Source organism: Cellulomonas dongxiuzhuiae, from assembly GCF_018623035.1.
GTDB classification, from domain to species: domain Bacteria; phylum Actinomycetota; class Actinomycetes; order Actinomycetales; family Cellulomonadaceae; genus Cellulomonas; species Cellulomonas dongxiuzhuiae.
In genome coordinates, this window is sequence record NZ_CP076023.1 from 497,761 (window position 1) to 522,111 (window position 24,351).

Sequence of the window (24,351 nt, forward strand, 5' to 3'; positions counted from 1 at the left end):
GTGGCCGACGACGGCGGAGGGTTCAGACGGGCGCGACCACGTCGTCGCCCGACGGCTGCTGCTCCGGCGCGCGGCCCTCGGTGGCGTCGTGGCGCACGACGGCAGCGGCGAGCAGGCCCTGCCCGACGGTGTACGTCAGCATCACCCAGAACCCCTGACCCGCGAGGTCCCACGACGGCACGAACGCCTCGAGCGCGATGAGCGCGTCGCTCACCAGGAACACCGCACCGCCCACCGCCGCGACCCGTCCCAGACCCGTGGCCAGCACCGCCATCGCGGTGAGCATCACGCCGTAGACGCACACGGGCACCAGGAGGCTCCCCGCGTGCGGTGCGCACAGCACCACCAGCGTCACGAGCACCGCGGCGTACGGCAGGACGAGGAGCCGGCGCCGGTGCAGCACGGACCTGCGCACCGCGGGCGCGAACGCCACGACGTAGGCCACCTGGGCGAGCAGGAAGAACCCGACCATGACCAGGAACGACAGGTCGTCCGCGACGAGCGACGGCACCAGGTCACCGAGCCACGAGAACCCGAGAGCGACGAGCACCCAGCGCACCAGCCGGCCGCGCGGGGTCCGCGTCGCGCTGACGACGACGGCGGCGAGCGCCGGCATCAGGGTCCACTGGCTCACGGTCGACAGGTCCTGCGCACCCGTCGCCTCGGCGGTGAGGTGCACGAGCACGAGCACGACGGCGACCGCGGCCCAGATGCGCGCGGCTGTGGACAGCGAGCGTCCCACGACGACCTCCTCGCCGCCGGACTGTGCGCGGCGGCCGATGGTGCGGGACCTCGTCGTCCCGGCGCGCCGATGCTAGACCGCGCGCGGCGTGCTCAGGTGCACATCAGAGCCGGATGGAGGACGCCGAGGAGTGCGCGACCGCGTGCAGTCGGAGCAGGTCGACGGACGGCGACATGACGTCGCCGTACGTCGACGTCGTTCATCCTGTCGGAACGTGTCCACGTCGTGGACGTCATCAACGAGCCGGCGGTGGTCCTCGTCGGCAGGGTCGTCGACGACCGGGACGGGTCGGCGGCGACGGTCCGTGAACGGCTGACCGCGGCCCCTGGAGGTGGACCTGCCGACCCTGCGTGCGAACCTCACCGGCTCGCTGGCCTGAGGTCGACGGGCTTCCCAGCGGCACGACGAAGGGCTCCCCGGGCGCGTCCTGCCTGCCCGCACGCCAGGATGTCCCGCGTGACCCTCTATGCGCAGACCCCGTGGCGCCGCAGCCGTCAGATCTTCGGCGACCTGTTCGTCGTCGCATGGGTGGTCCTGTGGGTCCGCCTGGGCCTGTGGGTGCACGAGGTGGTGGGCCGGCTCGGCGCCCCCGGACGCACGCTCGAGGACGCCGGGTCCTCGCTCTCGGAGAGCCTGGCTTCCGCCGGTGACGCCGTCGGGCGCGTCCCGCTCGTCGGTGACGACGCGCGCGGCCCGTTCACAGCGGCGGGTGGCGCGGCCGACTCGATCGCCCGCGCGGGGGTCGAGGTCCAGCAGGGGGCCTCACAGCTCGCGCTGCTGCTCGGACTGCTCATCGCGGCCGTCCCGGTCGTGCTCGTCGTGGGACTCTGGCTGCTGCTCCGCGTCCGGTTCGTCCGCCGCGCGCGTGCGGCCGCCCACATCCTCGACTCGGCAGCCGACCTCGACCTGTTCGCCCTGCGCGCGCTGGCGACGCAGCCGGTCCGGGCCCTGGCCCGCGTGAGTGACGACCCGGCCCAGGCGTGGCGCCGGGGCGACCCGGAGACCGTGCGCGCGCTCGCGGCGCTCGAGCTCGGCTCGCTCGGGCTGCGGGCTCCGGTCGGGCCGCCGTCGCCCTGAGCCGGCCGGCACCGACCTCGCGCGCTCCCCACCGGCAGCGCGCGCGCCGACGCCGGGTGTGCTCGACTGCCCACAACGGCTGACGCGTCACGCGAGAGGATCCGGCGATGGCGAGCTCGATGACCAGGCTGGCGCAGGCGGCGATGAAGTGGGCGCCGCGCCTCATGGCGGCGCTCGAGGGGCTCGAGCGGCTGAACAAGCGGTTCCCCGACGCGCCCGGCAAGGCCGCCGCGTACGCGCGCCAGCTGGGGAGCACGTTCTCGCAGGCACGGGCCCGGCGCTCGGCGGGCGGACGGGTGCGGCACACGCTGACGGTCGTGCGGGAGGCGACGGAGGCGATGGAGCTGGACCGTCCGGGGGATGCGGCGTTCGCCGCGCGCGCGGGTGCCTGGCGACGCAGGGCCAACGACCTCGAGGCGGCGCTGACGCTCGCCGACTCGGTCGGAGGCAGGCCCGGGCGCAGGCTCGCCGGGGAGCTGCGTGCCCGGACCGACCTCCTGGCGCGTGAGGTCATCGACGCGCTGGCCGAGTCGGTGCGCTCGGCCGGCGAGGGGCCCGCGCACCCCTGACCGGCACCGGGCTCACGACGCGCCCGTGGCGGGCCCCGCGCTTCCGGCTTACCGTCGAGGAGCTGGCGCGGCACGACGTCCGAGGAGGCCCCCGTGACGAGCCCTGCTGACACAGCGGCGCCCGAGCGGCCCAAGGGCAGCCCGCTGCTGATCGTGCTGATGATCCTCGTGGTCGTGCCCTCGGTGCTGGTCGCCGACGCCTGGGGGGCCGGCCCGGCGGGGATTATCGGGGGCCTGACCGGCCTGTTCTCGCTCGTGGTGCTCATCGGCGGCCCGCTGCGACCCGACCTGCGCGTCGCCGCGGTGATGGGACCGCTGCTGGTCGTCGCCGCAGCGGTCCCGCGCCTGGTGGCCGAGACGTCGAGGCCCGCGGCGATGGCGCTCGTCGTGCTGCTCGTCTTCGTGGCCGCCCTGCTCCCGCTGATCGGGCCACGGTTCGCCAACGCCGGCCTGGGGCTGGGCATGACGACGATGTTCGGGTACGGCTACGCGCCGCAGGGCGGGGCCGACCACCGTCAGGTCGTCGCGGCCGCCGTCGCCGGTGTGGTCGTGGCGCTCCTGCTGCGGGTCCTCCTGGGGATCTCGGACCCGTCGAAGCCGACGCGCGAGCAGGTCGCGGCGGTGCTCGTCGCCGACGACCCGGGCGCGGCCACGGCGACCGCGTTCGGCACGTGGCTCACCGACGGCAGGCCGCGCTGGCTCGCGGACGTGCTGGAGCAGGGCTCGCGGTACCGCGTCGCCCTGCGCGGTGCCGAGCTCGCGGGCGCCGCCCCCGACGCCATGGCGGCGCTGCGGACCCGGGCCGGTGAGCTCGCTGCGCGGCTGAAGGCGAAGCCGAGCCGCACGGCGCGCGACCCGGCACCTGCCTCGGCGACGGGCGGCGAGGCAGAGGTGGCCGACGCCGCCCGCGCGATGGACGCCGTCGAGCAGGCGATGGCGGGTCACGACACCACACCGGTCCGGCTCGACCGCGACCGGCGGCACCAGCTCCAGGACGCCGTGCTGCACCCGTCGGCCCGGCTGCGGTCGGTGCAGGTCCGGCACGCGGTGCGCACCGCGCTCGCGGTGCTGGTGATGCTGCTCGTCACGTCCCGGCTGCAACGGGGCGACCCGCTGGTCTCCACCGTGCTGCTGACGACGTTCGGCATCCTGCAGGCCAGCTGGAGCGGCACGGTCACCAAGGCGAGGAACAAGATCATCGGCCTGGTCGCGGGCTCGTTGACCGTCGCGGTGGTCCTGCTGGTCGTCCCGTCGCGCTACCTGGTGACGGTCGCCCTCGTCGCCCTGTGCCTGGGGCTCTGGTACATCGTCACGCGCCCGGCGCTGGGCGGTGCGTTCATGGTCGTCGTCAGCGTCGGGTTCAACTCCGTGACCCGCGACCTGAACGCCGTCGACCTGCTCCGGCAGTACGTGGTGCTCACGGTGATCGCGGTGGTGGTGGGCGTCGTCCTCGGGTTCGCCGTGGTCCCGGGGTTCCGGCCGCCGCCCCTGCGGCGACGTGTCGAGGCCGCGGCCGCGGCGACGGCGGCGGCACTGCGCGCGTCGAGCACCACCGGCCCGCAGGGACCCGAGACGCTCGCCCTGTTCCGGGACGCCGTGCGTGAGCAGGACGAGCTGGTGCCGGACGGCGACGAGCTCGACGACCGGCAGCTCGCCGCGCTCGACGCGCTGCGCACCGGCCTGCGCGACCTGAGCGTCCTGGCCGGAGGGGCAGGGCTGACCGCCGGTGAGCTGGACCAGCTGCTGCGCACGCTGAGCGTGGACGGCCGGGCGGACCAGGACGAGCCCGACGGCGGGGCGCCTGCGCCCTCCGGCCCGGCGTCGTCGATCCTGCAGGGGCTGGCCGAGCAGGCCGGGTCGGCCGAGCGGTACCTCCTGCAGACGCTGCCGGTCGCAGCCTGAGCGTCGGGCGGGGGAGCGCCGGACGGGTCAGGCGTCGACGGCCTGCACGCCGAGCTCCCCGAGGAGCGTGACGACGCGGGCGCGGATCTCGTCGCGGATCGGCCGCACCGCCTCGACGCCCCGACCCGCCGGGTCCTCCAGCACCCAGTCCTCGTACCGCTTGCCGGGGTAGAACGGGCACGCGTCCCCGCAGCCCATCGTGACGACGACGTCGGACGCCTGCACCGCGTCGGTCGTCAGGAGCTTCGGCCGCTCGGCGCGGATGTCGATGCCGACCTCGAGCATCGCCTCGACCGCGGCGGGGTTGGTCCGCTCCGCGGGGGCGGACCCGGCCGAGCGCACCTCGACCGCGCCGCCCGACAGGGCGGTGAGGAACCCGGCGGCCATCTGGGAGCGGCCGGCGTTGTGGACGCAGACGAACAGCACGCTGGGCCGGTCGGTCCCCGTGGCGATCTCGGTGCTGGTCTCGGTCCCGGCGGTGGTCTCGGTCATCGGTGCTCCTCGGTCTCAGGGGGCGGTGGTGGGCAGCAGCTCGGTGAGCAGGGCGCGCACGCGGGCGTCGATGTCGTCGCGGATGGCCGCGACCCCCTCCGGCGAGGCGAGGGCCGGGTCGCCGACGACCCAGTCCTCGTAGCGCTTGCCGGGCAGGACCGGGCACGTGTCCCCGCAGCCCATGGTGATGACGACGTCGGCGGCGCGCACCGCGTCGTCGGTGAGCGGCTTGGGGAACACCGCCTCGGCGTCGGCCCCGAGCTCGTCGAGCAGCGGGCGGACCGCGGCGTGCACGGCACCGGCGGGTGCGGACCCGGCGGAGCGGGCGACCACGGCGTCGCCGGCGTGGTGGTGCAGCAGGGCGGCGGCGAGCTGGGAGCGGCCCGCGTTGGCGACGCACACGAACAGCACCTGCGGCACGCGCGCCGCGGCCGGCGTCGTGACGCGGGCGATGTCGGCCAGCCGCTGGGCGGCGAACCGCTGCGCGGTCGGGACGAGGTGCGCGCTGACCCCGGCGCCGCGCGCCACGGCCGCGTACGACTCGCGCACCGTGCGCAGCACGAGGTCCGGCGCGAGGTCGGGGAACCGGGCGGCGAGGTCGTCGGCGACGCGTGTCAGGGTCGCGTCGACGTCCTCGAGCCCGGTCAGGGCACTCGTGCGGCGAGGCGTGGTGTCGACGGCGGCCGGTGCGAACGCCTCCAGCAGCGCGGACACCGCCCCCGTCACCCCGGGGGCGACGCGGTACCAGACCCACGTGCCGCGCCGTTCGGAGGTCAGGACCCCTGCGTCCTTGAGCACCTTGAGGTGGTGGGACACCGTCGGCTGGGAGACGTCGGCCAAGCCGCCGAGGTCGCACACGCAGGCCTCACCGGTCGGGCTCGTGGTGATGAACGACAGCATGCGCAGACGCAGCGGGTCCGCCAGCGCCTTGAGCACGGTCGCGACCTCGGTCGCCGCCTCGGTACCCATGGCGCGCGCGTCGGTGCGGGGGGTGCAGCCGGTATCGGCGACGGGGGTGGACGGCGTCGTCACGAGCGGACCTCCGCAAGGGCGGGGACGGCGTACGGATCGGTGGCGAACCAGCGGCGTGCCGCCCACAGGGACACGTAGACGAGCCCGACGAGGACCGGGACCTCGATGAGCGGCCCGACGACCCCGGCCAGGGCCTGCCCCGACGTCGCGCCGAAGGTGCCGATCGCGACGGCGATCGCGAGCTCGAAGTTGTTGCCGGCGGCCGTGAAGGCGAGCGTCGTCGAGCGGGCGTACCCGAGGCGCAGGCCCTTGCCGGCTGCGAGGCCGACGCCCCACATGACCGCGAAGTAGACGAGCAGCGGCAGGGCGATCCGCGCGACGTCGAGCGGGTGGCGCGTCACCGCGTCGCCCTGCAGAGCGAAGAGCAGCACGATCGTGAACAGCAGCCCGTACAGCGCCCACGGCCCGATCCGCGGGACGAACACCGACTCGTACCAGTCGCGCCCCCGCGTGCGCTCCCCGATCCAGCGGGACGCGAACCCGGCGGCCAGCGGCACGCCGAGGAAGACCAGGACGTTGACCGCGATCTGGCCGACGGAGACGTCGAGCCCCTGCGTGTCCAGGCCCAGCCACGCGGGCAGGACGGTCAGGTAGAACCAGCCGAGGAGCGAGAACGCGACGACCTGGAAGACCGAGTTGATCGCGACCAGCACCGCGGCGGCCTCGCGGTCGCCGCACGCGAGGTCGTTCCAGATGACGACCATCGCGATGCACCGCGCCAGGCCGACGATGATCAGGCCGGTGCGGTACTCGGGAAGGTCGGGCAGGAACAGCCACGCGAGCGCGAACATCAGCGCGGGCCCGACGAGCCAGTTGAGGACGAGCGAGCTGACGAGCAGGCGGCGGTCGCCCGTGACGGCGGCGACCCGGTCGTAGCGGACCTTCGCCAGCACCGGGTACATCATCACGAGCAGCCCGAGCCCGATGGGCAGGGAGATCCCGCCGACCTCGAGGCGCGTCAGCCCGTCCGCGAGGGCGGGCACGAACCGGCCGAGCCCCAGGCCGGCGAGCATGGCCAGGCCGATCCAGGCGGGCAGCCAGCGGTCGAGGGTCGACAGGCGTCGGGTGGCGACCTGCTGGTGGTTCGACATGCGTCTATATTGACAGACGTCAAGGCAGCGCGGACCCCGCCGCGAGGAACCGGTCCAGGTAGGCCGCCACCCACACCAGCGGCGCGTTCCAGCGGATGCACACGTCGTTGGTGACCTCCGACGTGGGCTCGTCGAGGTAGCAGCACTGCGGCGGCTGGCCCACCAGGCGCCGGTCGTACGGGAAGTCGGGTGCGGGGATCGAGTTCGCACCACCCGCGAGCGCGCCGGGAGGCGGCGGCGGCATCGCCGGGTCGAGGTCGTGACCGAACTGCCGGGTGCGTTGGTGGTGGCTGTGGTCGGTCCCGTGGCCGGTGACGTAGCTCTGCCCGAGCGCGTTGCGGCCCAGCAGGTGGTCGGTCCCCTCCGCGACGGCGTCGCGGTAGGCGGCGTCCCCGGTGACCAGGTGCGCCACGGCGAGCACGACGAGGTTGTTCAGCAGGCGCCCGTTGGACCCCCAGGACCAGCCGGCGGCCGGCGCGTACGGCTGCCCCCAGGGCTGCCGGCGCTGCACTGCGAGAAGGCGGTCGGCGCCGGCCCGCACGCTCTCCACCACGCGGTCGTGGTCCGCGAGGCCGCTGCCGTGCAGCGCCAGGTCGAGACGGGCCGGCGCGCCGACGGCGTCGAAGTCGAACCCTGCGTCGTCGAAGGGGTCGGCCGCGTGCTCGGGGGAGCGCAGGACGTCCTGCTCGTACGCGGGATCGCCGGTGGCCAGCCACAGCTCGGCGGCCGCCCAGTAGAGGTCGTCGCCCACGTCCGCGTCGTCGTACGGGCCGCCGCCGTGGCGGGCGTGGTCGTCCGGTGGGAGCAGGGCGGGGTGCTGCCGGGCCGCGTCGTACGCCGACCGCGCGGCCGTCTCCAGGCGGTGGGCGTACGCAGGATCGACGGTGCGCAGGTGACGCGCACCGGCCGCTGCCGCCGCGGCCAGGTGCAGGGTCGCGGTGGTCGACGGCCGGTGCAGGACGCGCTCGGTGGGGTCGAGGTGCGGCCAGCCCGGCAGGGGCGACCACGTGGTGCCGTGGACGCGGTGGAACGCCAGGCCGGCCAGCGGCCGCCCGGGCGGCACCTGCATCCGCAGCAGCCAGTCCAGCTGCCACCGGCACTCGTCCGCGACCCGGCGGTCACCCGGGACCAGGTCGAGGGTGCCCAGCAGCTGCCACGCGGCGATGGCGCCGCTGGTCACGTACTTGCCGTAGTCACCCGCGTCGTACCAGCCGCCCGACACGTCGTACGTGCCGTCGTCGTGCCAGCCGGGGTAGAGGTGCGCGGCGGCCGGTCCGGTCCACGCGGGGACGGCGGTGTCGGGGTGCCCGGCGGGGCGTGCGTAGCCGGGGACGGTGATCGCGGTGCCCGACCGCATGAGCGTGAAGAAGCGCAGGGCGTCGTCGCGCAGCGCCGCGTGGATCCCGTCGTCGACCCGGAAGGGGTGGCTGCGCGCCGACCCGGCCTCGACCCGGTACGTCCCCGCGTCGAGGTCGCCGAGCTCGAGGACGTGCACGGGCAGCCCGGACGTCGGCTCGGGGCGCACGGGCCAGGGCACCGACGTGCCCTCGTGCACGACGCGGCCGTCCTCACGCACCACGCGGAAGGCGACGGGCGCGACGTCGGGCGCGACGAGCGTCGCCCGCGCCGGCGTCCCCGGCACGTGGCCGAGCTGGTTGACCCGCACGGCCGGCCGCCGCGCGAGGACCTCCTGCACGGACCAGGTCGGCCGGCTCACGCGCGGCAGCCTACGACCGGGTCCGGGAGCCGCGCGCGGCGAGGCGAGCGTGCGTGACGAGGGCCGTGCCGGTCCCGTCCTCGGACGCCGCGGCCGGCGGTCGGCGTCTCGCGGCACAATGGACGCGGCACGTCGGCCGTCGAGGGGGACTCACGTGACATCTGCACCTGGGACGACCGTCGGGGCGCCGGACCGCGCGCCGCTCGTGCCGGAGGGCCCGCCGCTCGCCCCCGCGCGTCTCGCCCGCCACGCCCGGCACCTCAACCTGCCGGGCATCGGCGTCAGCGGGCAGCGGCGCCTGGCCGCGGCGCGCGTCCTCGTGGTCGGCGCCGGCGGGCTCGGCAGCCCCGCGCTGCTCTACCTCGCGGCTGCGGGCGTCGGCACGCTCGGCATCGTCGACGACGACGTGGTCGACGAGTCGAACCTGCAGCGCCAGGTGCTGCACCGGACCGCCGACGTGGGCCGTCGCAAGGTCGACTCCGCGCGCGAGGCGGTGCTCGCCGCCGACCCCGAGGTGACCGTCGAGGTGCACCCCGTGCGGCTGACCGCGGCCAACGCGCTCGACATCGTCTCGCGCTACGACCTCGTGCTCGACGGCTCGGACAACTTCGCCACCCGGTACGTCGTGAGCGACGCGACGTCGATCGCCGGCGTGCCGCACGTGTGGGGGGCGCTCGAGCGGTTCCGCGGCCAGGTCAGCGTGTTCTGGTCCAGCCCGCCGCAGGGCCACGCGCCCGTGACGTACCGCGACGTGTTCCCCGAGGCGCCCGCGCCGGGCACGGTGCCGACGTGCGCGGAGGGCGGGGTGCTCGGGGCGCTGTGCGCGACGATCGGCTCGGTCATGGTGACCGAGGCGGTCAAGCTCGTCACGGGTGCGGGGCGCTCGCTGCTGGGCCGGCTCGCGATCTACGACGCCGCGGACGTGACGTGGCGCGAGCTGCGCGTGGTCGCCGACCCGACACGCCCGCCGGTCACCCACGTCGCGGAGCCCGAGGTCGAGGCCTGCGCCGTGCCGTCGCCCGCACGGGTCTCGGCGGATGCGGCGATCTCGGTGCTCCAGCTGCGTGACCTGCTCGACTCGGCGGCGCCGCCGTACGTGCTCGACGTGCGCGAGGAGTTCGAGCGCGACATCGTCACGATCCCCGGGTCGGTCCTGGTGCCGGCCGGGCAGCTGCTCGGCCCGCGCGGCGCCGACGCGCTCGCGGACCTGCCGACCGACCGGCTCGTGGCCGTGTACTGCAAGGCCGGGTCCCGGTCCCAGCGCGTCGTCGACGCCGCGCACGCCGCTGGACGCGACAACGTCGTGCAGGTCGCCGGTGGCGTGCTCGCCTGGGTCGACGACGTCGACCCGACGCTCAGCCGGTACTGAGCGCGGCCGCCCTCACAGGGCCAGGTCGAGGTTGCCGGGCGGGCGTCCCACCAGCCCGTCCGTCGGCGAGGACGCGAGCGCGTGCTCGCGGCGCGGGATGCGCCCGGCCAGCCGCGCCGCGCGCCCGGCCCGGACCGCGAGCGCCATCGCGCGGGCCATCCGCGGCGGGTCCGCGGCCCGCGTGACGGCCGACGCGACGAGCACGCCGTCGCACCCGAGCTCCATCGCGAGCGCGGCGTCCGACGCGGTCCCGACGCCCGCGTCGAGGATCACCGGGACCTGCGCGCGCTCCGCGATGGCCGCGATGCTGCGCGGGTCGAGGATGCCGAGCCCCGACCCGATCGGGGAGCCCAGCGGCATCACGGCCGCGCACCCGACGTCCTCCAGGCGCCGCGCGACCACGGGGTCGTCGCCCGTGTACGGCAGGACCGTGAAGCCCTCGCGGACCAGGCGGTCCGCGGCCTCGACGAGCCCGAACGGCTCGGGCAGCAGCGTGACGTCGTCCGCGAGCACCTCGAGCTTGACCCAGGACGTCCCGCACGCCTCACGGCCGAGCTCGGCGGTCAGCACAGCCTCGCGCGCCGTGAAGCAGCCCGCGGTGTTGGGCAGCGCGCGGATGCCGAGGCGCGTCAGCAGCGCCCACACCGACTGCTCGCCGCCCGGGCGGACGCGCCGCAGCGCGACGGTGGTCAGGCGCGTGCCCGACGCGACGAGCGCGTCCTCGAGCCGGTCGAGGTTCGGTGCGCCACCGGTGCCGAGCACGAGGCGCGGCCCGACGACCGTCCCGGCGACGACGAGCGGGTCGTCCCCGTCCCACGGCGCGAGGACGGGCGCCGCGGCGGGGGCGTCGGGGGCGGTCGGCGTGGTCATCCGCCCTGCACCGCCGTGACGATCTCGAGCCGCGCGCCGGCGGGCACCGGGGTGTGCGTCCACAGGCCGCGCGGCACGATCGCGTCGTCGAGCGCCGCGGCCACACCCGTGGGCGTGGTCCCGGTGGCGCACCCCGCGGGAGCGGTCGTGGCGTCGGAGAGCAGGCCCTGGACGACGGTCGCCACCGTCAGGCCGGGGTCCCACGGCTGCGGGAGGCCGTTGACCGTCACGACCTGGGCGGGTGCCGCGGCCACGACCGGCAGCTCTTCGGTGTCGGCCGTGCGGGGGTCGGTGGTGCGCGTCTGGGTCATGCGGGGCCTCCGGAGGTGGTCGGTGCGGTGCGGGTGAGCATCCGCTGCGGGTCGCACGGCCGTGCGGCGTCGGGCGGGTCGGTGCCCGCGAGCAGGGCGTCGAGGGTCGCGGCCGTCAGGGGCGTCTGCAGGACGCCGTTGCGGTGGTGCCCCGTCGCGAGGAGCAGGCCCGGTACGCCGCTGTGCCCGACCAGCGGCAGGTGGTCGGGCGTCGCCGGGCGGGCCCGCGTCGTGACGTCGACCAGCGGCAGCTCGTCGATGCCGGGGACGAGCGCGCGGGCGTCGCGCAGCAGCGCGAAGACGTCACCGGAGCGGGTGCCGTCCTGCGCTGCGCCCTCGTCGCTCGTCGCCCCGACGACGACCTCACCGCTCGCGCGCGGCACGAGGTAGACGGGCCGGTGCTGCACGGTGCCGCGCAGCACGGGCAGACCGGCGAACCAGGGTGCCGCGCGCGCGTCGAGCCGCAGCGTCGTGCCGACCACGGGACGCACGGGCACCGCCACCTCCGGCACGTCGCGCACGACGTCCGCCGACCGCGCCCCCGCGGCGAGCACGACGAGGTCGGCACGCAGGGTCCCGCCGTCCGCGGTGCGGACGCCGACGACGTCGCCCCGGCCGTCACGCACCAGCCCGGCGGCGGCGGCCGGCACGACGCGGGCGCGCGCGTCCCGGCCGAGCACCGCGCGCAGCGCACGCACCACGGCACGCGGGTCGACGTGCTGCTCACCGGCCGCCCACGTCGCGGCACCCAGGTGGGGCCCGAGCAGCGGGACGCGCTCGCGGGCCTCCGCCGACGTCACCTCGTGCACGTCCAGGCCCCAGGACCGCTGGAGCGCGAGCAGGTCGCGGCACCGCTGCGCGTCGGCCGCGTCGTACGCGACGGTCAGCGTGCCGGACGCCGCCAGGCCGACGTCCACGCCGGACGCGGCGGTCAGCTCGCGGGCGAACCCGCTCCACAGGGCGGCCGAGGCGACGTTGACGCGCGCGAGCCCGTGCTCGCCGTGCTCGGCCTCCGAGACGGGCGCGAGCATGCCGGCGGCTGCGTGCGTGGCCCCGCCGCCCGGGTCCGGGTCGACGACGGTGACGCGCGACCCGGCGCGGAGCGCGCGCCAGGCGGCGGTCAGGCCGATGATCCCGCCGCCGACGACCAGGACGTCGACGCTCGCCGAGGACGTGCGGGGGGTGGGGCGGGCAGGGCTCGCCACGGGGTGCTCCCTTCGCTGGCATGACCCAGATCAGGTTCGACGGTCGGCTCTGACGCCCTCTCAGCCCCGCTCCGTGCGGGGCTCCCGTGCGCCGACCACACTACGCTGCCCGACATGTCCGACGCCTCCGACGTCCGCGCGCAACGCCGCGTCCGCCTCGCCGACGCGCACCTGTACCTGTGCACCGACGCCCGGCGCGCGACCGGCGACCTCGACCGGTTCCTGCACGCGGTGCTGGCGGGCGGCGTCGACGTGGTCCAGCTGCGTGACCGCACGCTCGACGTCGTCGACGAGCTCACGATCGGGGCCCGCGTCCGCGACCTCGCGCACGAGCACGGGGCCCTGTTCGCGGTCAACGACCGGGCCGACCTCGCGGTGGCTCTGCGCGCCGACGTGCTGCACACCGGCCAGCGGGACCTGCCGGTCGCGCAGGCGCGGGCGCTCGTCGGGCCGGGCGTGCTGCTCGGGCGCTCGTCGGGCGGCGGCGATGCCGCAGCCGCGGCGGACGACGACCCCGACGTCGACTACTTCTGCGTGGGACCCGTGCGGGCGACCCCCACCAAGCCGGGCCGCGAGCCCGTCGGGCTCGACGCCGTCCGTGCGGTGGCCGCCGCCGCGCCGACGACGCCGTGGTTCGCGATCGGCGGGATCGACGAGGCGCTGCTCCCCGACGTCGTCGCCGCGGGCGCGCGCCGCGTGGTCGTCGTGCGCGCGCTCACGCAGGCGTCCGACCCGCAGCGTGCCGCGGCCCGGCTGCGTGCGCTCGTGGCCCCGGTCCCCGGGTGAGGCCGCGGGGACGTGGCCCGGACGTCAGAACGGGAGCGGCGCCCGCAGCACCCCCTGGCCGATGAACGTGGCGATCGCGTCGAGCCGTCGCTCCGAGTCCGCACAAGCCTGCGGGGTCGCGCCCTGCCGCCACACGCGTGTCGCCTCGATCCACGCGAGGTCCCGCGTGAACGTGACGACGAGGTCGGAGAGCCAGTTCGCACTGACGTCCCACGGTGCGCCGTCGGGTCCGCCGGACAGCAGCGACCCGAGCTCCTCGCGCAGCCCGTCCATCTCGAGCGCGAACACGTCGTTGACCAGGTCGTAGTCGTGGTGCTGCGCGCTGTCGGCGCCGTCGCCGTCGGGCGGGACGGTGCGCCAGGTGGCGACGAGCGCAGGGGCGAGGTCGTAGTTGATGTGGGCGTTCACGCCCAGCACCGCGAAGTTCACGGGCGCCACGTGCGGGTCGCTGCGGTTGTCGAACAGCACGCGCCACACCCCGGGCGCCGTCCGGGCGTCGTCGGCGTGGTCGCGCAACGCCCGGAAGAACCGCTCGGCGAACTCCAGGTCGAGCCGCACCAGGAACGGTGACGACCGGAACTCCCCGCTCGCGACCATCTCGCCGATCCGGCGGGTGATGGTGAGGTAGAGCCGGGTGAACGACGCGATGCCGTCGTCCGGCCCCCGGGGTGAGGACCTCGCGGCCTCGTCGAGGATGGCCTCCAGCCGCTCGACGACCTCGGGGATCGACGTCGGTGGGGTGTCCCCGGCGAGCCCCGCGAGGCGCCGCAGGTCGCGGGCGTCGGGCGGTGCGCCGGGGCGGCCGGTCTCGGCTGCGTCCATCCGTCGGCTCCTCTCCGCTCCCGACCGGGCGCGTGGCGTGCGTCGATCGTGGCGGTCCTGTGACGTCCACGATGGCCGATCGCAGCGCGCGGGGCACGCCCGGTTTCCGTTTTTCGCCTCCCCGTGGCAAGGGTGGGTCGCACTCCCGCGGCCCGTCGTCCGAAGGAGGAGCCATGATCAGCCCGACCGACGCCCTCGACGCCGTCGCCGCCGCAGCGGCGGTGCTCAACCACGCGGTGAGCGAACCGGGGAACCGGACCATCAGCACGCTCGCGCCCCAGCTCGACCGATTGTCGCGGGCGGTGGCCCGGGCACAGGTCATCGTGACGCTGGACCCGGACGCGGAGCTGGACCGACCCGTCCCGCGGTGCTTCGCGCCGGAGGACGCGAGCGAGCACGCGGACGACCTCGCGGTGCTGGAGGCGATCGCGGCCATGCCGGTCCAACCGGCGACCGTGGTCTTCCGGGCCCGTCGGCTGGACGACGACTCAGCCGAGGACGCGCTGCGCGCCTGGATCGACGGGAGGCGCATCACGGCTACTCCGGCGGGCCGGGGCTACGACATCGACGCGAACCGCCTGGTCAGCAACATCGCCGACCAGTTCCTCGAGCCGTAGCGGGGTCACGTCTCATCGCCGCCGCCGCAGCACCACCGTCCCGTACGGCTCGAGGTCCACGGCCTCGACCGGCGACCCGTCGAGCTGCTCCAGCCGGCCGTCGGCCACCTCGGGGGTGACGCTCACGGCCTGCGCGTGCTCGCTGACCAGCACGACGACCTCGCGCCCGTCGCCCTGCACGAGCCGGTCGACCAGCACCCGGGGGTCGTCGGGCACGCGCACCGGGCGCTCGACCCCGGCGACCGTGGCGAGCGCGTCGTACAGGCGCCACGTGTCCTCGGGGTTGACCCGCCCCTGCGCGCTCGCCAGGTACTCCAGCGGGTAGGTGCACAGCACCGCGCGCCCGGGGCCGTGGTCCTTGACGACGACCGCGGGCCGCCCGTGCGCGTCGCGCGCGACGACCGTCGCGAGGAGCACCGTCACGGGCAGGTACGCGCGGCCCTCGGCGTTGCCCGCGACGCGGAACCGCAGGACGTCACCGGTGTGCAGCGACCCGAGGTCCGCCTCGAAGGTCAGCACGACCTCGTCGTCGTCGATCGGGTCGACGAGCCCGTACGCGAGCTCGCGCCGCACGCCGAACAGCTCCTCGGTGCGGATCCACCACGGGCCGCGCTGCACGGGCGACTCCCCGGCGCAGTACGACGCGTAGACGGTCGCACCGGCCGCCGCCAGCTCGACCAGCTGCACCCACGACGGCCCGCAGAGCTGCTTGACCGACGGCAGCAGGTACAGGTCGTACCCGCCGGGCAGGCCGCCGTCGGTCTGCTCGCGCACCACCCCCACGGGCAGGTCGGCCTCGCGTGCCGCGACGTACGCCTGCTCGCCGGTGCGCACGATGAGCGCGCGCTCCTCCTCGGTCGTGAACGGGTAGTCGGCCGCGAGGTGCGACGGCACGACGAGCGCGGCCTGCGCCGGGGCGCGCGAGCACCGCGGCAGGTCGATCTCCCGCAGCGTCGCGGCGAACCGCTCGAGCTCGAGCAGCGGCGGCTTGGGCTCACCGTCGGACGTCGTGATGCCGAAGTGCAGCTCGAACGGGTGGTGGGCGTACGGCCGCTGCCCCAGGACGGTGTCGTAGTCGGTGTTGTTCCACGCGATCCAGCCCGTCGCGCCGGCCAGGAGCGTGGTGTGCAGGAGCTGGCGGTAGTACGCGGCGGCGCCGGTGGGGGAGACGAAGTCGCTCGAGAGGCCGAACTCCTCCATCACCACGGGCCGCCCGCGGACGGCCGCGAGCTCGCACACCCACGCGGCCTTGAGGTGCTGGCGCACCTGGTCGGACTCCATGCGGTAGACGTGCGGGCCGGTGAAGTCGACGAAGCGACCCAGGTCCACCGTCGAGTAGCCGTTGTCGTGCCCGGTCTGCTCGATGCCCCAGGCGCCGTCCCCGATCGACACGGGCTGGTCCCCACCACCGGCCCGCACCGCGTGGACCATGAGCCGGGCCCACGCCTCGACGTCGTCGCGCCGGCCCTCGCCGCCGTAGATCGGCATCTCGTTGGAGATCAGCCACCCGGCGACCGCGGGGTGGGCCGCGTAGCGGGCCGTGAGCGTGGCGACGTACCAGGCCTGCCGGCCCACCATCCACACGTCGGTGTACAGGTCCCGCCCGGCGCGCCAGACGGGGTCCCAGTTCTCGCCCGACATGTGCCCGACGAGGAACGTCGGGATCGTCGTCATGCCGGCCTCGACGTGCGCGTCGAGGAAGTCCGCGTAGTGCGCGCACTGCTCCTCGTCGAGGGTCGTCGGGGTGGGCATCATGTCCGGCCAGTAGAAGAACGACCGTGTCATGGTCAGCCCGTGGCGGGCCAGGACGGCCAGCTCCTCGCGCACGAGCGCGGTGTCGTAGCTCCGCCACATCAGCGGGCCGCCGGCGCGGGACCAGAAGTTCGCCCCGAGCCACGTCACGGGCCCGTCCGGGCCGACCACCGACGGCGACGGGCGCGGCACGCCCCGGCTCACGTGACCGCCCTGCGTCACGTGACCGCCCTGCGTCACTTGACCGCCCCGGCCGTCAGCCCGGCGACGAAGTGCCGCTGCAGCAGCAGGAACCCGATGACGACCGGGATGCTCACGACGAGCGAGGCCGCCATGATCTCGTTCCAGTACACGTTGGTCTGGGTCGAGTACTGCCGGATGCCGACGGCCAGCGTGCGGTTCGCCTCGGTCGTCATCACCGACGCGAACAGCACCTCGCCCCAGGCCGTCATGAACGCGTAGATCGCCACGGCGATCACGCCCGGCCGCGCCGCGGGCAGCACCACGCGCAGCAGCGCGCCGATGGGGGAGCAGCCGTCGACCCGCGCGGCCTCGTCGAGCTCCTGCGGGATGTTGTCGAGGTACCCCGACAGCATCCAGATGGAGAACGGCAGCGAGAACGTCAGGTACGTGATGACCAGTCCGATGCGGGTGCCGACGAACTGGAAGCCCGTGCCCTGCTCGATGTTGACGAAGATGATGAACAGCGGCAGCAGGAACAGCACGCCGGGGAACATCTGCGTCGACAGGACCGTCGTCGTGAACACCGACCGGCCGCGGAACCGGTAGCGGGACACGGCGTACGACGCGAAGATCGCGATCACGAGGCTCGCGATCGTGGCCGCGCTCGACACGACGAGGCTGTTCACGAAGTAGCGCGCCAGCGGCACGGTGGTCCACATGTCGATGAACGGCTGGAACGTGACGGTGCTGGGCCACCACGAGAACGCCCCGCGGACGTCCTGCAGCGGCTTCAGCGACGACGTGACCATGATGTAGAGCGGCAGGGCGGTGACCGTCGCGAGCACGACGATCACCGCCGCGCGGAACGTCTTGAAGGCCCGGGTGTCATGCACGGCGCGACCTCCGGTTCATCGTGATCAGGTAGATGCCCGTCACGAGCAGCAGGAACAGCAGCAGCAGCACCGACATCGCCGCCCCGGCGCCGAAGTTCCAGGTGAGGAACGACGCGTTGTAGATGTGGAACGAGATGAGGTCGCCCGCCGCGGGCTGCGCGGTGCCGAACAGCACGTACGGGGTGTTGAAGTCGTTGAACACCCACAGGAACATCACCAGGACGAGCACGAGGTTGACCGGCCGCAGCATCGGCAGCGTGATCGACCACCAGGAGCGGAACGCGTGTGCGCCGTCCATCGCCGCGGCCTCGTAGACGTCGTCCGGCACGGACTGCAGGCCGGCCGTCAGCATGAGGAACGCGAACGGCCACATCCGCCAGATCGCGACGATGACGATCGACGCGAACGCCCGTCCGCCGATGAGCCAGAACGGCTTGTCCTGCATCAGCCCCAGGTCCTCGACGAGCAGGTGGTTGATGACCCCGTTGTCGCGCTGGAGCATGAAGTTCCACGTGACGATGCCGGCGTACACCGGCAGCGCGTACGGCACGAGGAACAGCGTGCGGAACAGCGCGCGGCTGCGGAACGGCCGCTGCAGCGCGACCGCCGCCGCCATGCCCAGCGACCACGAGATCCCCACCACGAGCACCGTGTACGCGCACGTGATCCCGAAGGAGCTGAGCAGGGCGCGCCCGACGGCACCGTCGACGTCGAGCGCGACCTGGTAGTTGCGCAGGCCCACGAACGGGGCTGACGTCCAGTCCCGGATGAAGAAGCGTGTGAGCTGCGTGAAGCTCATCCAGATGCCGGTGAGCATCGGCACCAGGTGGATGAACACCTCGAGCAGCACCGCCGGTGCCAGCAGCGCGTACGGCAGCCACCACCCGCTCTTGCGGGTGCGACGGCGGGATGCGGTGCTCGCGGCGGGCACCGGCGGGGCGGTGGAGGTGGTCGTGGCCACGGCGTCTCCTCGGTGAGCGCGGACCGGTGCGTCAGCCGACCGACGCCTGGACCTGGTCCTGGGCCGTCTGCATGGCCTCGCGGACGTCGTCGGCGGTGACCGTGCCGCCCGTGGCGATGGTCGCGAACATCGTGTTCATGGCCTGCCCGACCGTCGTCTCGAACTGGTCCTCGGCCGGCACCAGCGGCAGCGGCGCGGAGCGCTCGTTGTAGATCTGCGTGAACGTCTCGGCCAGCTCGGCGTCGTCGGTGAAGACGGCCTCGGCGTCCTTGAGCACGGGCAGCGACGAGAACGGCTTGCCGAGCGTCGTCTGCACGTCCTCGCTGGTCATGTACTCGACGAGCTGCAGCGCCTCGTCCGGGTGCTCGGTGTTGCCGAAGATCGAGATGTTGATGCCCGCGACGTGGCTGGCCACGTCGCTCTCGGCGTCGGAGGGCGCGGGGAACGGCACGACCCCGTACGCGTCGGGGGCCATGCCGTTGGCCTCGATCGTCGCGTTGGCGTTGTTCTGGTTGAGGATCATCGCGGCCTTGCCGGTGGCGAAGTCCGCGACCGCGAGCGACGCGTTGTCGTACTGCGCGTTGCCGGGGTTGACGACGTCCTCGGCCTGCATGAGGTCGAGGTAGCGCACGATGCCGTCGACCACGCCGTCCTCGGTGAAGGTCGGGTTGCCCTCGTCGTCGAAGAGCTCGGCGCCGTTCTGCGTGGCGTTGATGAACGCGAAGTGGTTGTTCTCGGTGTAGCTGCCCGCGGCCAGCGCCATGCCGTACACGCCCGCGGCGGGGTCGGTGAGCGCCTGGGCGGCCGCGACCATGTCCTCCCAGGTCGTCGGCGGCTCGAGGCCCGCCGCCTCGAACATCGCCTTGTTGTAGTAGAGCCCGTAGGCCAGCCCGTACAGCGGCACGGACGTCGGGTCGCTGCCCTCCTCGCCGCCGGTGGCCAGCGCGGTCTCGACGAACTTGTCGGCCCCGCCGATGGCGTCCATCGCGGCGTCGTCCAGGGGCATGAACGCGCCCGTGGCCTGCAGGGAGACGGCCCACGTGTTGCCGATGTTGACGACGTCGGGCGCCTGGCCGGACGTGACGGCGGTCTGGATGCGCGTCTGCAGGTCGCTCCAGCCGATGACCTCGAGGTCGACGCCGATGCCCGTGTCCTGCGTGAACTGCTCGAGGACCGGCGTGAGCACCTCCTTGTCGTTGTCCAGGCTGGTGCCCTGGTTGCTGGCCCAGTAGGTGAGGGTGACGTCCCCGTCACCGCCGCCGGACGCCGACCCGCCACCACCTCCCCCGCCCGAGCAGGCCGCGAGGAGCAGGACGGGGACGGACGCTGCAGCGAGGTGGCGAAGCTTCACGAGGACTCCCTTGTCGTGTGCCGGGTACTACCTAACCGGTTCAGTTCGCAGGAGCACGTTACCCACCACTAGGCCGAACGGGAACCCTCCGTGATGAATTCGTGACAGGAGTCAGGGGCCGCGCCAACTGCGCGCCGTCGTCGCTGCCCGGGTCAGGGCGCGGCAGGCCCCGTGCTGGACCGCACGCGCAGCTCGCTCGCGCGCGCACCGGTGCCGTCGTCCGGGGTCCCCGCGATCTCGGCCAGCAGCGCCCGCGCGCACCGGCGGCCGAAGTCGCGGGGATGGCGGTCCAGCGCCGTGATCGGCGGCGCGCCGATCTCGCACAGCAGCGAGTCGTCCCAGCTGACGACGGACAGCCGGCCGGGCACGTCGACGCCCTCGCGGGCCGCCGCGCGCACGGCCCCCAGCGCCATGACGTCGTTCGACGCGACCCACGCCGTCGGACCGGGCCCGTGCCGCAGCCGCTCGCCGATCAGCCGCTCGGCCGTCCCCATCGTGTAGTCACCCTCGATCGACTCGACGGCCATGCCGGCGCGGGCCGCCGCGGCACGCACCAGCAGCTCGCGGCGCTCCTCGTGCAGCAGGCCGGACGGGCCCGTCAGGTGCCCGATCCACCGGTGGCCCAGGCCGTGCAGCAGCTCGACGACCTGCCGCGCGTCGCCGTGCTCGTCGGGCACGACCGTCGGCAGGACCGACCCCGGCTCGGCCGCGCCGTTGAGCACCGCGGGCAGCCCGAGGTGGCGCAGGAGCGGGATGCGCGGGTCGTCGCGGCGCTGGTCGAAGAGCATGACGCCGTCGACGCGCCGCTCACCGGCCCACCGCTCGTAGACCGGCAGGTCGCGCCCTGGCTCCGAGCCGACCATGCGCAGCAGCAGGCCGTACTCGGCGTCGATGAGCTCGGCCTCGATGCCCGACAGGACGAGCATGTAGTAGGGCTCGGTGCCCAGCAGGTCGGGGTCCCGGGACAGCACCAGCCCCACGATGCCCGTGCGCGCTCCGGACAGCGTGCGCGCCGACGAGCTCGGGTACCACTGCAGCTCACGCGCGAGCGCGAGCACCCGCGCCCGCGTCTGCTCGCTGACGCCCGGCTGGCCGTTGAGCGCGTACGACACCGACGCCTTCGACAGGCCGAGACGCTGCGCGAGGTCGCCGATGGTCACGCGCTCGGCCATGGGGCGATGGTAGCGGGGCGTCGGCCGCCGTCGAGGCCCGGCCTTCGGTGGCGGCTGCTGCGACCGGCCCGGCGCGTCGTCGGATATGCCCGCTACCTCCTGACCTGCCCGAATGCGTTCGAGCGGCGTTGATTGACGGGCGCGAGGGCGGCGTGCGAGGGTGCTACTTAGTTTCATCCAGAAGGGAACAAAGTGGCTCTCCAGCATGGCTCCATGGGCGAGGTGAACGAATACCTCGTGCTCGAGTACGTCCGCGACCACCGGCGGACCACCCGGCCCGACATCGCCCGCGATCTCAACCTGTCGCAGGCATCGGTCAGCCGGATGGTCTCCCGGCTCATCGCGCGCGGCGTCCTCGTCGAGTCGGGTGACACGTCCGGCTCCGGCGGTCGGCCGCGGGTCGTGCTCACCCTCAACGTGGAGAGCGCCTGCGTGGTGGGCATCGACCTGGGCGGCACCAAGTGCCACGGCGCCCTGAGCGGCCTCGACGGCAAGATCCTCGCCGAGGAGTACGTCACCGTCGCCGACGCCGGGGGCGCCTTCGACGCCCTCGAGTGGGTCTGGAACGCGATGCGCGCCGCCGCAGCCGGCCGCGGCGTCGAGATCAGTGCGCTCGCCGTCGGTGTGCCGGCCGTGATCGACGCGGACACGGACCTCGCCGTCCGTGGCCCCAACGTCGGCTGGGCAGGGTTCGACCTGGTCGACAGGGTGCGGGCGTTCGGTGTGCCGTTCGTGGTGGACAACGACGTCAACCTGGCCGCGATCGCCGAGGGAGAGGTCGGGCAGGCCGTCGGGGCACGCGACTACGCCGTCCTGTCGATCGGCACCGGGCTCGGCGGCGCGGTCGTCAGCAACGGCCGGCTCGTGCGCGGGCGTCATCACGCCGCCGGTGAGATCGGTGTGCTCGTCCCCGAGGTCGGCATGCTCGCCGACACGCGTGCGGGCAGCGTCGGCGGCCTCGAGTCCGTCCTGAGCGGCGCGGCCATCGCCGGGCGCGCTCGGGCGCTCGCCGCCGCCGACCCGACCGCGCGCGCCGAGCTCGGCGACGAGCCCACCGCGCGCGAGGTCATCGCCGCGGGCCTCGCCGGCCGCCCGCACAGCAAGGCCCTGCTCGACGACGTGGTGCGGGCGCTCGCGCAGGCCGTCATCACGTTCGCGGCCGTGACCGACCCCGAGACGGTCGTGATCGACGGCAGCGTCGGCCGCGCGCTGGCGCCGCTGCTCGACGACGTGACCCGCCTCGTCGCCCGTCACGTCGAGACCCCGCCCCGGCTGGCCGTCTCCGACCTGGGCCCCAACTCGACCGTCCGCGGCGCCCTCTCCGGGGCACTTCACCATCTGCGGCTGACCGACGCACCCTCCGTGCTCGGTGAGCTCACCCACGAAGGAGGGACCCCCTCATGACCGTCGGGCTCCGCTGGGCCTCACGTCACGCCCTGTTCCTGGTCTTCGTCGTCGTGGTCGGCGCCCTGTCGATCATGTCGCCGACGTTCCGTTCGGTGCCGAACCTCGTCAACATCGTCGAGCAGCAGTCGATCATCGGCGTGGTCGCCTGTGGCATGCTGCTGATGATCCTGCTGGGCGGCTTCGACCTGTCCGTGGGGGCCGTGGGCGCGGCGACGTCCGTGATCGCGGCGTGGACCATGTCGACGAGCGGGATCGTGCCGGGGGTGCTGGCCTCGCTCGCGCTCGGTGCGGTGATCGGCCTGTGCAACGGGCTGCTCATCGCCAAGGTCGGCATCAACCCGTTCGTCGCCACCCTGGGCATGCAGTCGCTCATCACCGGCGTGCTCTTCGTGTTCACCGACGCCACCCCGGTGTACGGGGTCCCCGAGGCGTTCACGGTCATCGGGCTCGGTCGGATCGGTGCCGTCCCCGTGGCGGCCCTGATCTACGCGGCGGTCGTCCTCGCCACGTGGGCGATGCTGCGCTTCACGACGCTCGGCCACCACATCTACGCCGTGGGCGGCTCACCGGAGGCGAGCCGGCTGGCCGGCATCCGCGTCCACCGCGTCACCATCACCGCCTACGTCCTCGGTGCGCTGGCGGCTGCGATCGGTGGCCTGATCCTGCTCGGCCAGACGTCCATCGGGCAGCCGAGCGCCGCGCAGGGCTGGCCGCTCTCGGCCATCGCGGCCGTGGCCATCGCCGGGGTGGCGCTCACCGGCGGCTCGGGCGGCGTCGGCAACGTCGTGATCGGCACCCTGCTGCTCGGTGTGGTGTCGAACGCCCTCAACCTGTTCGGCATCTCCCCGTACTGGCAGCCGGCGTTCACCGGCGCCGTGATCATCGGCGCCGTGGGCATCGACATGGTGCAGCGCCGACGCCGGACCTCGTGACGCCGCACCGCGGCGCGTCCCCTCGGTCCTCTGGCCCCCGCTCCACATCCCCCGAAGAAGTAAGGAACACCGTCATGCGCACCACCCCCCGGTTCCGTCGCAGTGCGGCCGTCATGGTCGCGGCCGTCACCGCGCTCGGCCTTGCCGCCTGCTCGTCCACGGACACCCCCGCCACCGCCGACGAGGCGACCGCGGGCTCGGACGACACGCTCGTCATCGGCTCGATGCTGTGGAACGCGTCCGTGCCGTTCTACTCGAACTTCATCAAGGGCCAGGAGGAGGCCGCCGACGAGCTCGGTGTGACCCTCAAGATGGTCGACGGCAAGGGTGACCTCGGTGCCCAGGTCGCCGGCGTGCAGCAGCTCGTCACCCAGGGGGTCGACGCGATCCTGGTGACGGCGTCCGACGCCAAGGGCATCTCGCCGGCGGTCAAGCAGGCCGTCGCAGCGGGCATCCCGGTGTTCGCGGTGAACAACCGGGTCGACGACGCCGCCGGCGCGGTCACCTTCATCGGGGCGGACGACGTCGAGTTCGGGCGTCAGCAGGCGCACCTCCTGGTCGAGCAGGTCGGTGAGGACGCCGACGTGGCCTACATGGCCGGTGCCCTCGGCACGAGCGCCCAGCTGCTGCGCCAGCAGGGCTTCGACGAGGTCCTCGCCGACTACCCCGGGATCCGCGTCGTCGACACGCAGACCAACAACTGGGACGCTGCCGAGGCGCTCACCGTGGTGCAGGACTGGCTGAACAAGTACCCGGAGGGTTCGCTCGACGCCGTCGTCGCGCAGGGGCCCGAGACGGCCAACGCCGCCAAGTACGCGAGCGACCGCGGACGGACCGACATCCGCTTCATCCTCGGGGACTTCCCCGTCGAGGTGCGTGAGGGCATCCTCGCCGGCTACGTCGCCGGCAGCGTGAACCAGGACCCGTACCCGCAGGGGACGCGCTCGGTCGAGGCTGCCGTGCAGTGGCTGACCGGCGAGAAGGACAAGGTCACGCAGCCCAACGAGTACCTGCCGCTGCCGATCGTCACCAAGGCCAACGTGGAGGACCACGCAGCCGCCTGGGGCGAGTGATCACGACCGACCGGAACGACGACCG

23 protein-coding genes and 1 riboswitch are annotated in these 24,351 nt (G+C 74.1%); of the genes, 9 read left to right on the forward strand and 14 right to left on the reverse strand.

What is annotated here, in order from left to right; translation table 11 throughout:
- Window positions 1-22 precede the first annotated feature (22 nt).
- Window positions 23-742, reverse strand: a complete 720-nt coding sequence (locus tag KKR89_RS02345; RefSeq protein ID WP_208197095.1) for a lysoplasmalogenase — start codon at window positions 740-742, stop codon at window positions 23-25.
- Window positions 743-1,198: 456 nt separating this feature from the next.
- Here KKR89_RS02345 and KKR89_RS02350 point away from each other — a divergent pair, with 456 nt between their 5' ends.
- The 3 genes from KKR89_RS02350 (at window position 1,199) to KKR89_RS02360 (ending at window position 4,290) form a co-directional block, all read left to right on the forward strand.
- Window positions 1,199-1,819: a hypothetical protein gene (locus tag KKR89_RS02350; RefSeq protein ID WP_208197096.1), complete on the forward strand. Its 621-nt coding sequence runs from the start codon at window positions 1,199-1,201 to the stop codon at window positions 1,817-1,819.
- Window positions 1,820-1,926: 107 nt separating this feature from the next.
- A complete protein-coding gene (locus KKR89_RS02355; RefSeq protein WP_208197097.1) occupies window positions 1,927-2,388 on the forward strand; it encodes a hypothetical protein in 462 nt (153 codons plus the stop codon).
- A gap of 93 nt (window positions 2,389-2,481) precedes the next feature.
- The gene (locus KKR89_RS02360; RefSeq protein ID WP_208197098.1) at window positions 2,482-4,290 is read left to right on the forward strand and encodes an FUSC family protein; all 1,809 of its coding nucleotides are present in this window, start codon (window positions 2,482-2,484) and stop codon (window positions 4,288-4,290) included.
- Between the two features lie 27 nt (window positions 4,291-4,317).
- Here the strand turns inward: KKR89_RS02360 and KKR89_RS02365 are convergent, their stop codons facing one another.
- The 4 genes from KKR89_RS02365 to KKR89_RS02380 are packed head-to-tail and all read right to left on the reverse strand — an operon-like array spanning window position 4,318 to window position 8,622.
- Window positions 4,318-4,782, reverse strand: a complete 465-nt coding sequence (locus tag KKR89_RS02365; RefSeq protein WP_208197099.1) for an arsenate reductase ArsC — start codon at window positions 4,780-4,782, stop codon at window positions 4,318-4,320.
- Between the two features lie 15 nt (window positions 4,783-4,797).
- On the reverse strand, window positions 4,798-5,751 hold the full coding sequence (locus KKR89_RS02370) for a metalloregulator ArsR/SmtB family transcription factor (protein WP_208197296.1): 954 nt from the start codon (window positions 5,749-5,751) through the stop codon (window positions 4,798-4,800).
- A gap of 59 nt (window positions 5,752-5,810) precedes the next feature.
- Complete coding sequence (gene arsB / locus KKR89_RS02375; RefSeq protein WP_208197100.1) at window positions 5,811-6,905, reverse strand: ACR3 family arsenite efflux transporter; 1,095 nt, start codon at window positions 6,903-6,905, stop codon at window positions 5,811-5,813.
- Window positions 6,906-6,924: 19 nt separating this feature from the next.
- On the reverse strand, window positions 6,925-8,622 hold the full coding sequence (locus KKR89_RS02380) for a glycoside hydrolase family 9 protein (RefSeq protein WP_208197101.1): 1,698 nt from the start codon (window positions 8,620-8,622) through the stop codon (window positions 6,925-6,927).
- A 118-nt stretch (window positions 8,623-8,740) separates the two neighbouring features.
- Here KKR89_RS02380 and KKR89_RS02385 point away from each other — a divergent pair, with 118 nt between their 5' ends.
- Window positions 8,741-9,991, forward strand: a complete 1,251-nt coding sequence (locus KKR89_RS02385; protein ID WP_208197102.1) for a ThiF family adenylyltransferase — start codon at window positions 8,741-8,743, stop codon at window positions 9,989-9,991.
- Window positions 9,992-10,003: 12 nt separating this feature from the next.
- On the opposite strand, the gene KKR89_RS02390 is transcribed toward KKR89_RS02385, so the two are convergent.
- The 3 genes from KKR89_RS02390 to thiO form a co-directional block, all read right to left on the reverse strand.
- On the reverse strand, window positions 10,004-10,861 hold the full coding sequence (locus tag KKR89_RS02390) for a thiazole synthase (protein WP_243882986.1): 858 nt from the start codon (window positions 10,859-10,861) through the stop codon (window positions 10,004-10,006).
- Window positions 10,858-11,172, reverse strand: a complete 315-nt coding sequence (gene thiS / locus KKR89_RS02395; protein WP_208197103.1) for a sulfur carrier protein ThiS — start codon at window positions 11,170-11,172, stop codon at window positions 10,858-10,860. Before thiS ends, KKR89_RS02390 begins: the two co-directional genes overlap by 4 nt.
- Window positions 11,169-12,377, reverse strand: a complete 1,209-nt coding sequence (gene thiO, locus KKR89_RS02400; protein WP_208197104.1) for a glycine oxidase ThiO — start codon at window positions 12,375-12,377, stop codon at window positions 11,169-11,171. The genes thiS and thiO overlap by 4 nt, the downstream gene beginning before the upstream one ends.
- Window positions 12,368-12,475: riboswitch (TPP riboswitch) on the reverse strand. It overlaps the preceding gene by 10 nt.
- A 16-nt stretch (window positions 12,476-12,491) precedes the next feature.
- Here thiO and thiE point away from each other — a divergent pair.
- Window positions 12,492-13,163 (forward strand): thiamine phosphate synthase, encoded by a 672-nt coding sequence (thiE, locus tag KKR89_RS02405; RefSeq protein WP_208197105.1) that lies wholly within the window; start codon window positions 12,492-12,494, stop codon window positions 13,161-13,163.
- Between the two features lie 24 nt (window positions 13,164-13,187).
- Here the strand turns inward: thiE and KKR89_RS02410 are convergent, their stop codons facing one another.
- A complete protein-coding gene (locus tag KKR89_RS02410; RefSeq protein ID WP_208197106.1) occupies window positions 13,188-13,985 on the reverse strand; it encodes a DUF5995 family protein in 798 nt (265 codons plus the stop codon).
- A gap of 173 nt (window positions 13,986-14,158) precedes the next feature.
- On the opposite strand from KKR89_RS02410, the gene KKR89_RS02415 reads away from it, so the two are divergent.
- Entirely contained in the window at window positions 14,159-14,602 is a 444-nt protein-coding gene (locus KKR89_RS02415; protein ID WP_208197107.1) for a hypothetical protein, read from the forward strand.
- Window positions 14,603-14,614: 12 nt separating this feature from the next.
- On the opposite strand, the gene KKR89_RS02420 is transcribed toward KKR89_RS02415, so the two are convergent.
- The 5 genes from KKR89_RS02420 to KKR89_RS02440 all read right to left on the reverse strand — a co-directional run bounded on the left by KKR89_RS02420 (window position 14,615) and on the right by KKR89_RS02440 (window position 20,914).
- Window positions 14,615-16,504, reverse strand: coding sequence for a cellulase family glycosylhydrolase (locus tag KKR89_RS02420; protein ID WP_251140979.1), 1,890 nt, complete (start codon window positions 16,502-16,504; stop codon window positions 14,615-14,617).
- An 86-nt stretch (window positions 16,505-16,590) separates the two neighbouring features.
- Entirely contained in the window at window positions 16,591-17,430 is an 840-nt protein-coding gene (locus KKR89_RS02425; RefSeq protein WP_208197108.1) for a carbohydrate ABC transporter permease, read from the reverse strand.
- Window positions 17,423-18,391 (reverse strand): carbohydrate ABC transporter permease, encoded by a 969-nt coding sequence (locus tag KKR89_RS02430; RefSeq protein ID WP_208197109.1) that lies wholly within the window; start codon window positions 18,389-18,391, stop codon window positions 17,423-17,425. The genes KKR89_RS02425 and KKR89_RS02430 overlap by 8 nt, the downstream gene beginning before the upstream one ends.
- Window positions 18,392-18,422: 31 nt before the next feature.
- Entirely contained in the window at window positions 18,423-19,742 is a 1,320-nt protein-coding gene (locus tag KKR89_RS02435) for an ABC transporter substrate-binding protein (protein WP_208197110.1), read from the reverse strand.
- Between the two features lie 152 nt (window positions 19,743-19,894).
- Complete coding sequence (locus tag KKR89_RS02440) at window positions 19,895-20,914, reverse strand: LacI family DNA-binding transcriptional regulator (RefSeq protein ID WP_208197111.1); 1,020 nt, start codon at window positions 20,912-20,914, stop codon at window positions 19,895-19,897.
- Window positions 20,915-21,127: 213 nt separating this feature from the next.
- Here KKR89_RS02440 and KKR89_RS02445 point away from each other — a divergent pair, with 213 nt between their 5' ends.
- From KKR89_RS02445 to KKR89_RS02455, 3 genes are all read left to right on the forward strand, one after another.
- Entirely contained in the window at window positions 21,128-22,318 is a 1,191-nt protein-coding gene (locus KKR89_RS02445; protein WP_208197112.1) for an ROK family transcriptional regulator, read from the forward strand.
- On the forward strand, window positions 22,315-23,253 hold the full coding sequence (locus tag KKR89_RS02450) for an ABC transporter permease (protein WP_208197113.1): 939 nt from the start codon (window positions 22,315-22,317) through the stop codon (window positions 23,251-23,253). Before KKR89_RS02445 ends, KKR89_RS02450 begins: the two co-directional genes overlap by 4 nt.
- A gap of 74 nt (window positions 23,254-23,327) precedes the next feature.
- Complete coding sequence (locus tag KKR89_RS02455; RefSeq protein ID WP_208197114.1) at window positions 23,328-24,326, forward strand: sugar ABC transporter substrate-binding protein; 999 nt, start codon at window positions 23,328-23,330, stop codon at window positions 24,324-24,326.
- The last annotated feature ends 25 nt before the right edge of the window (window positions 24,327-24,351 follow it).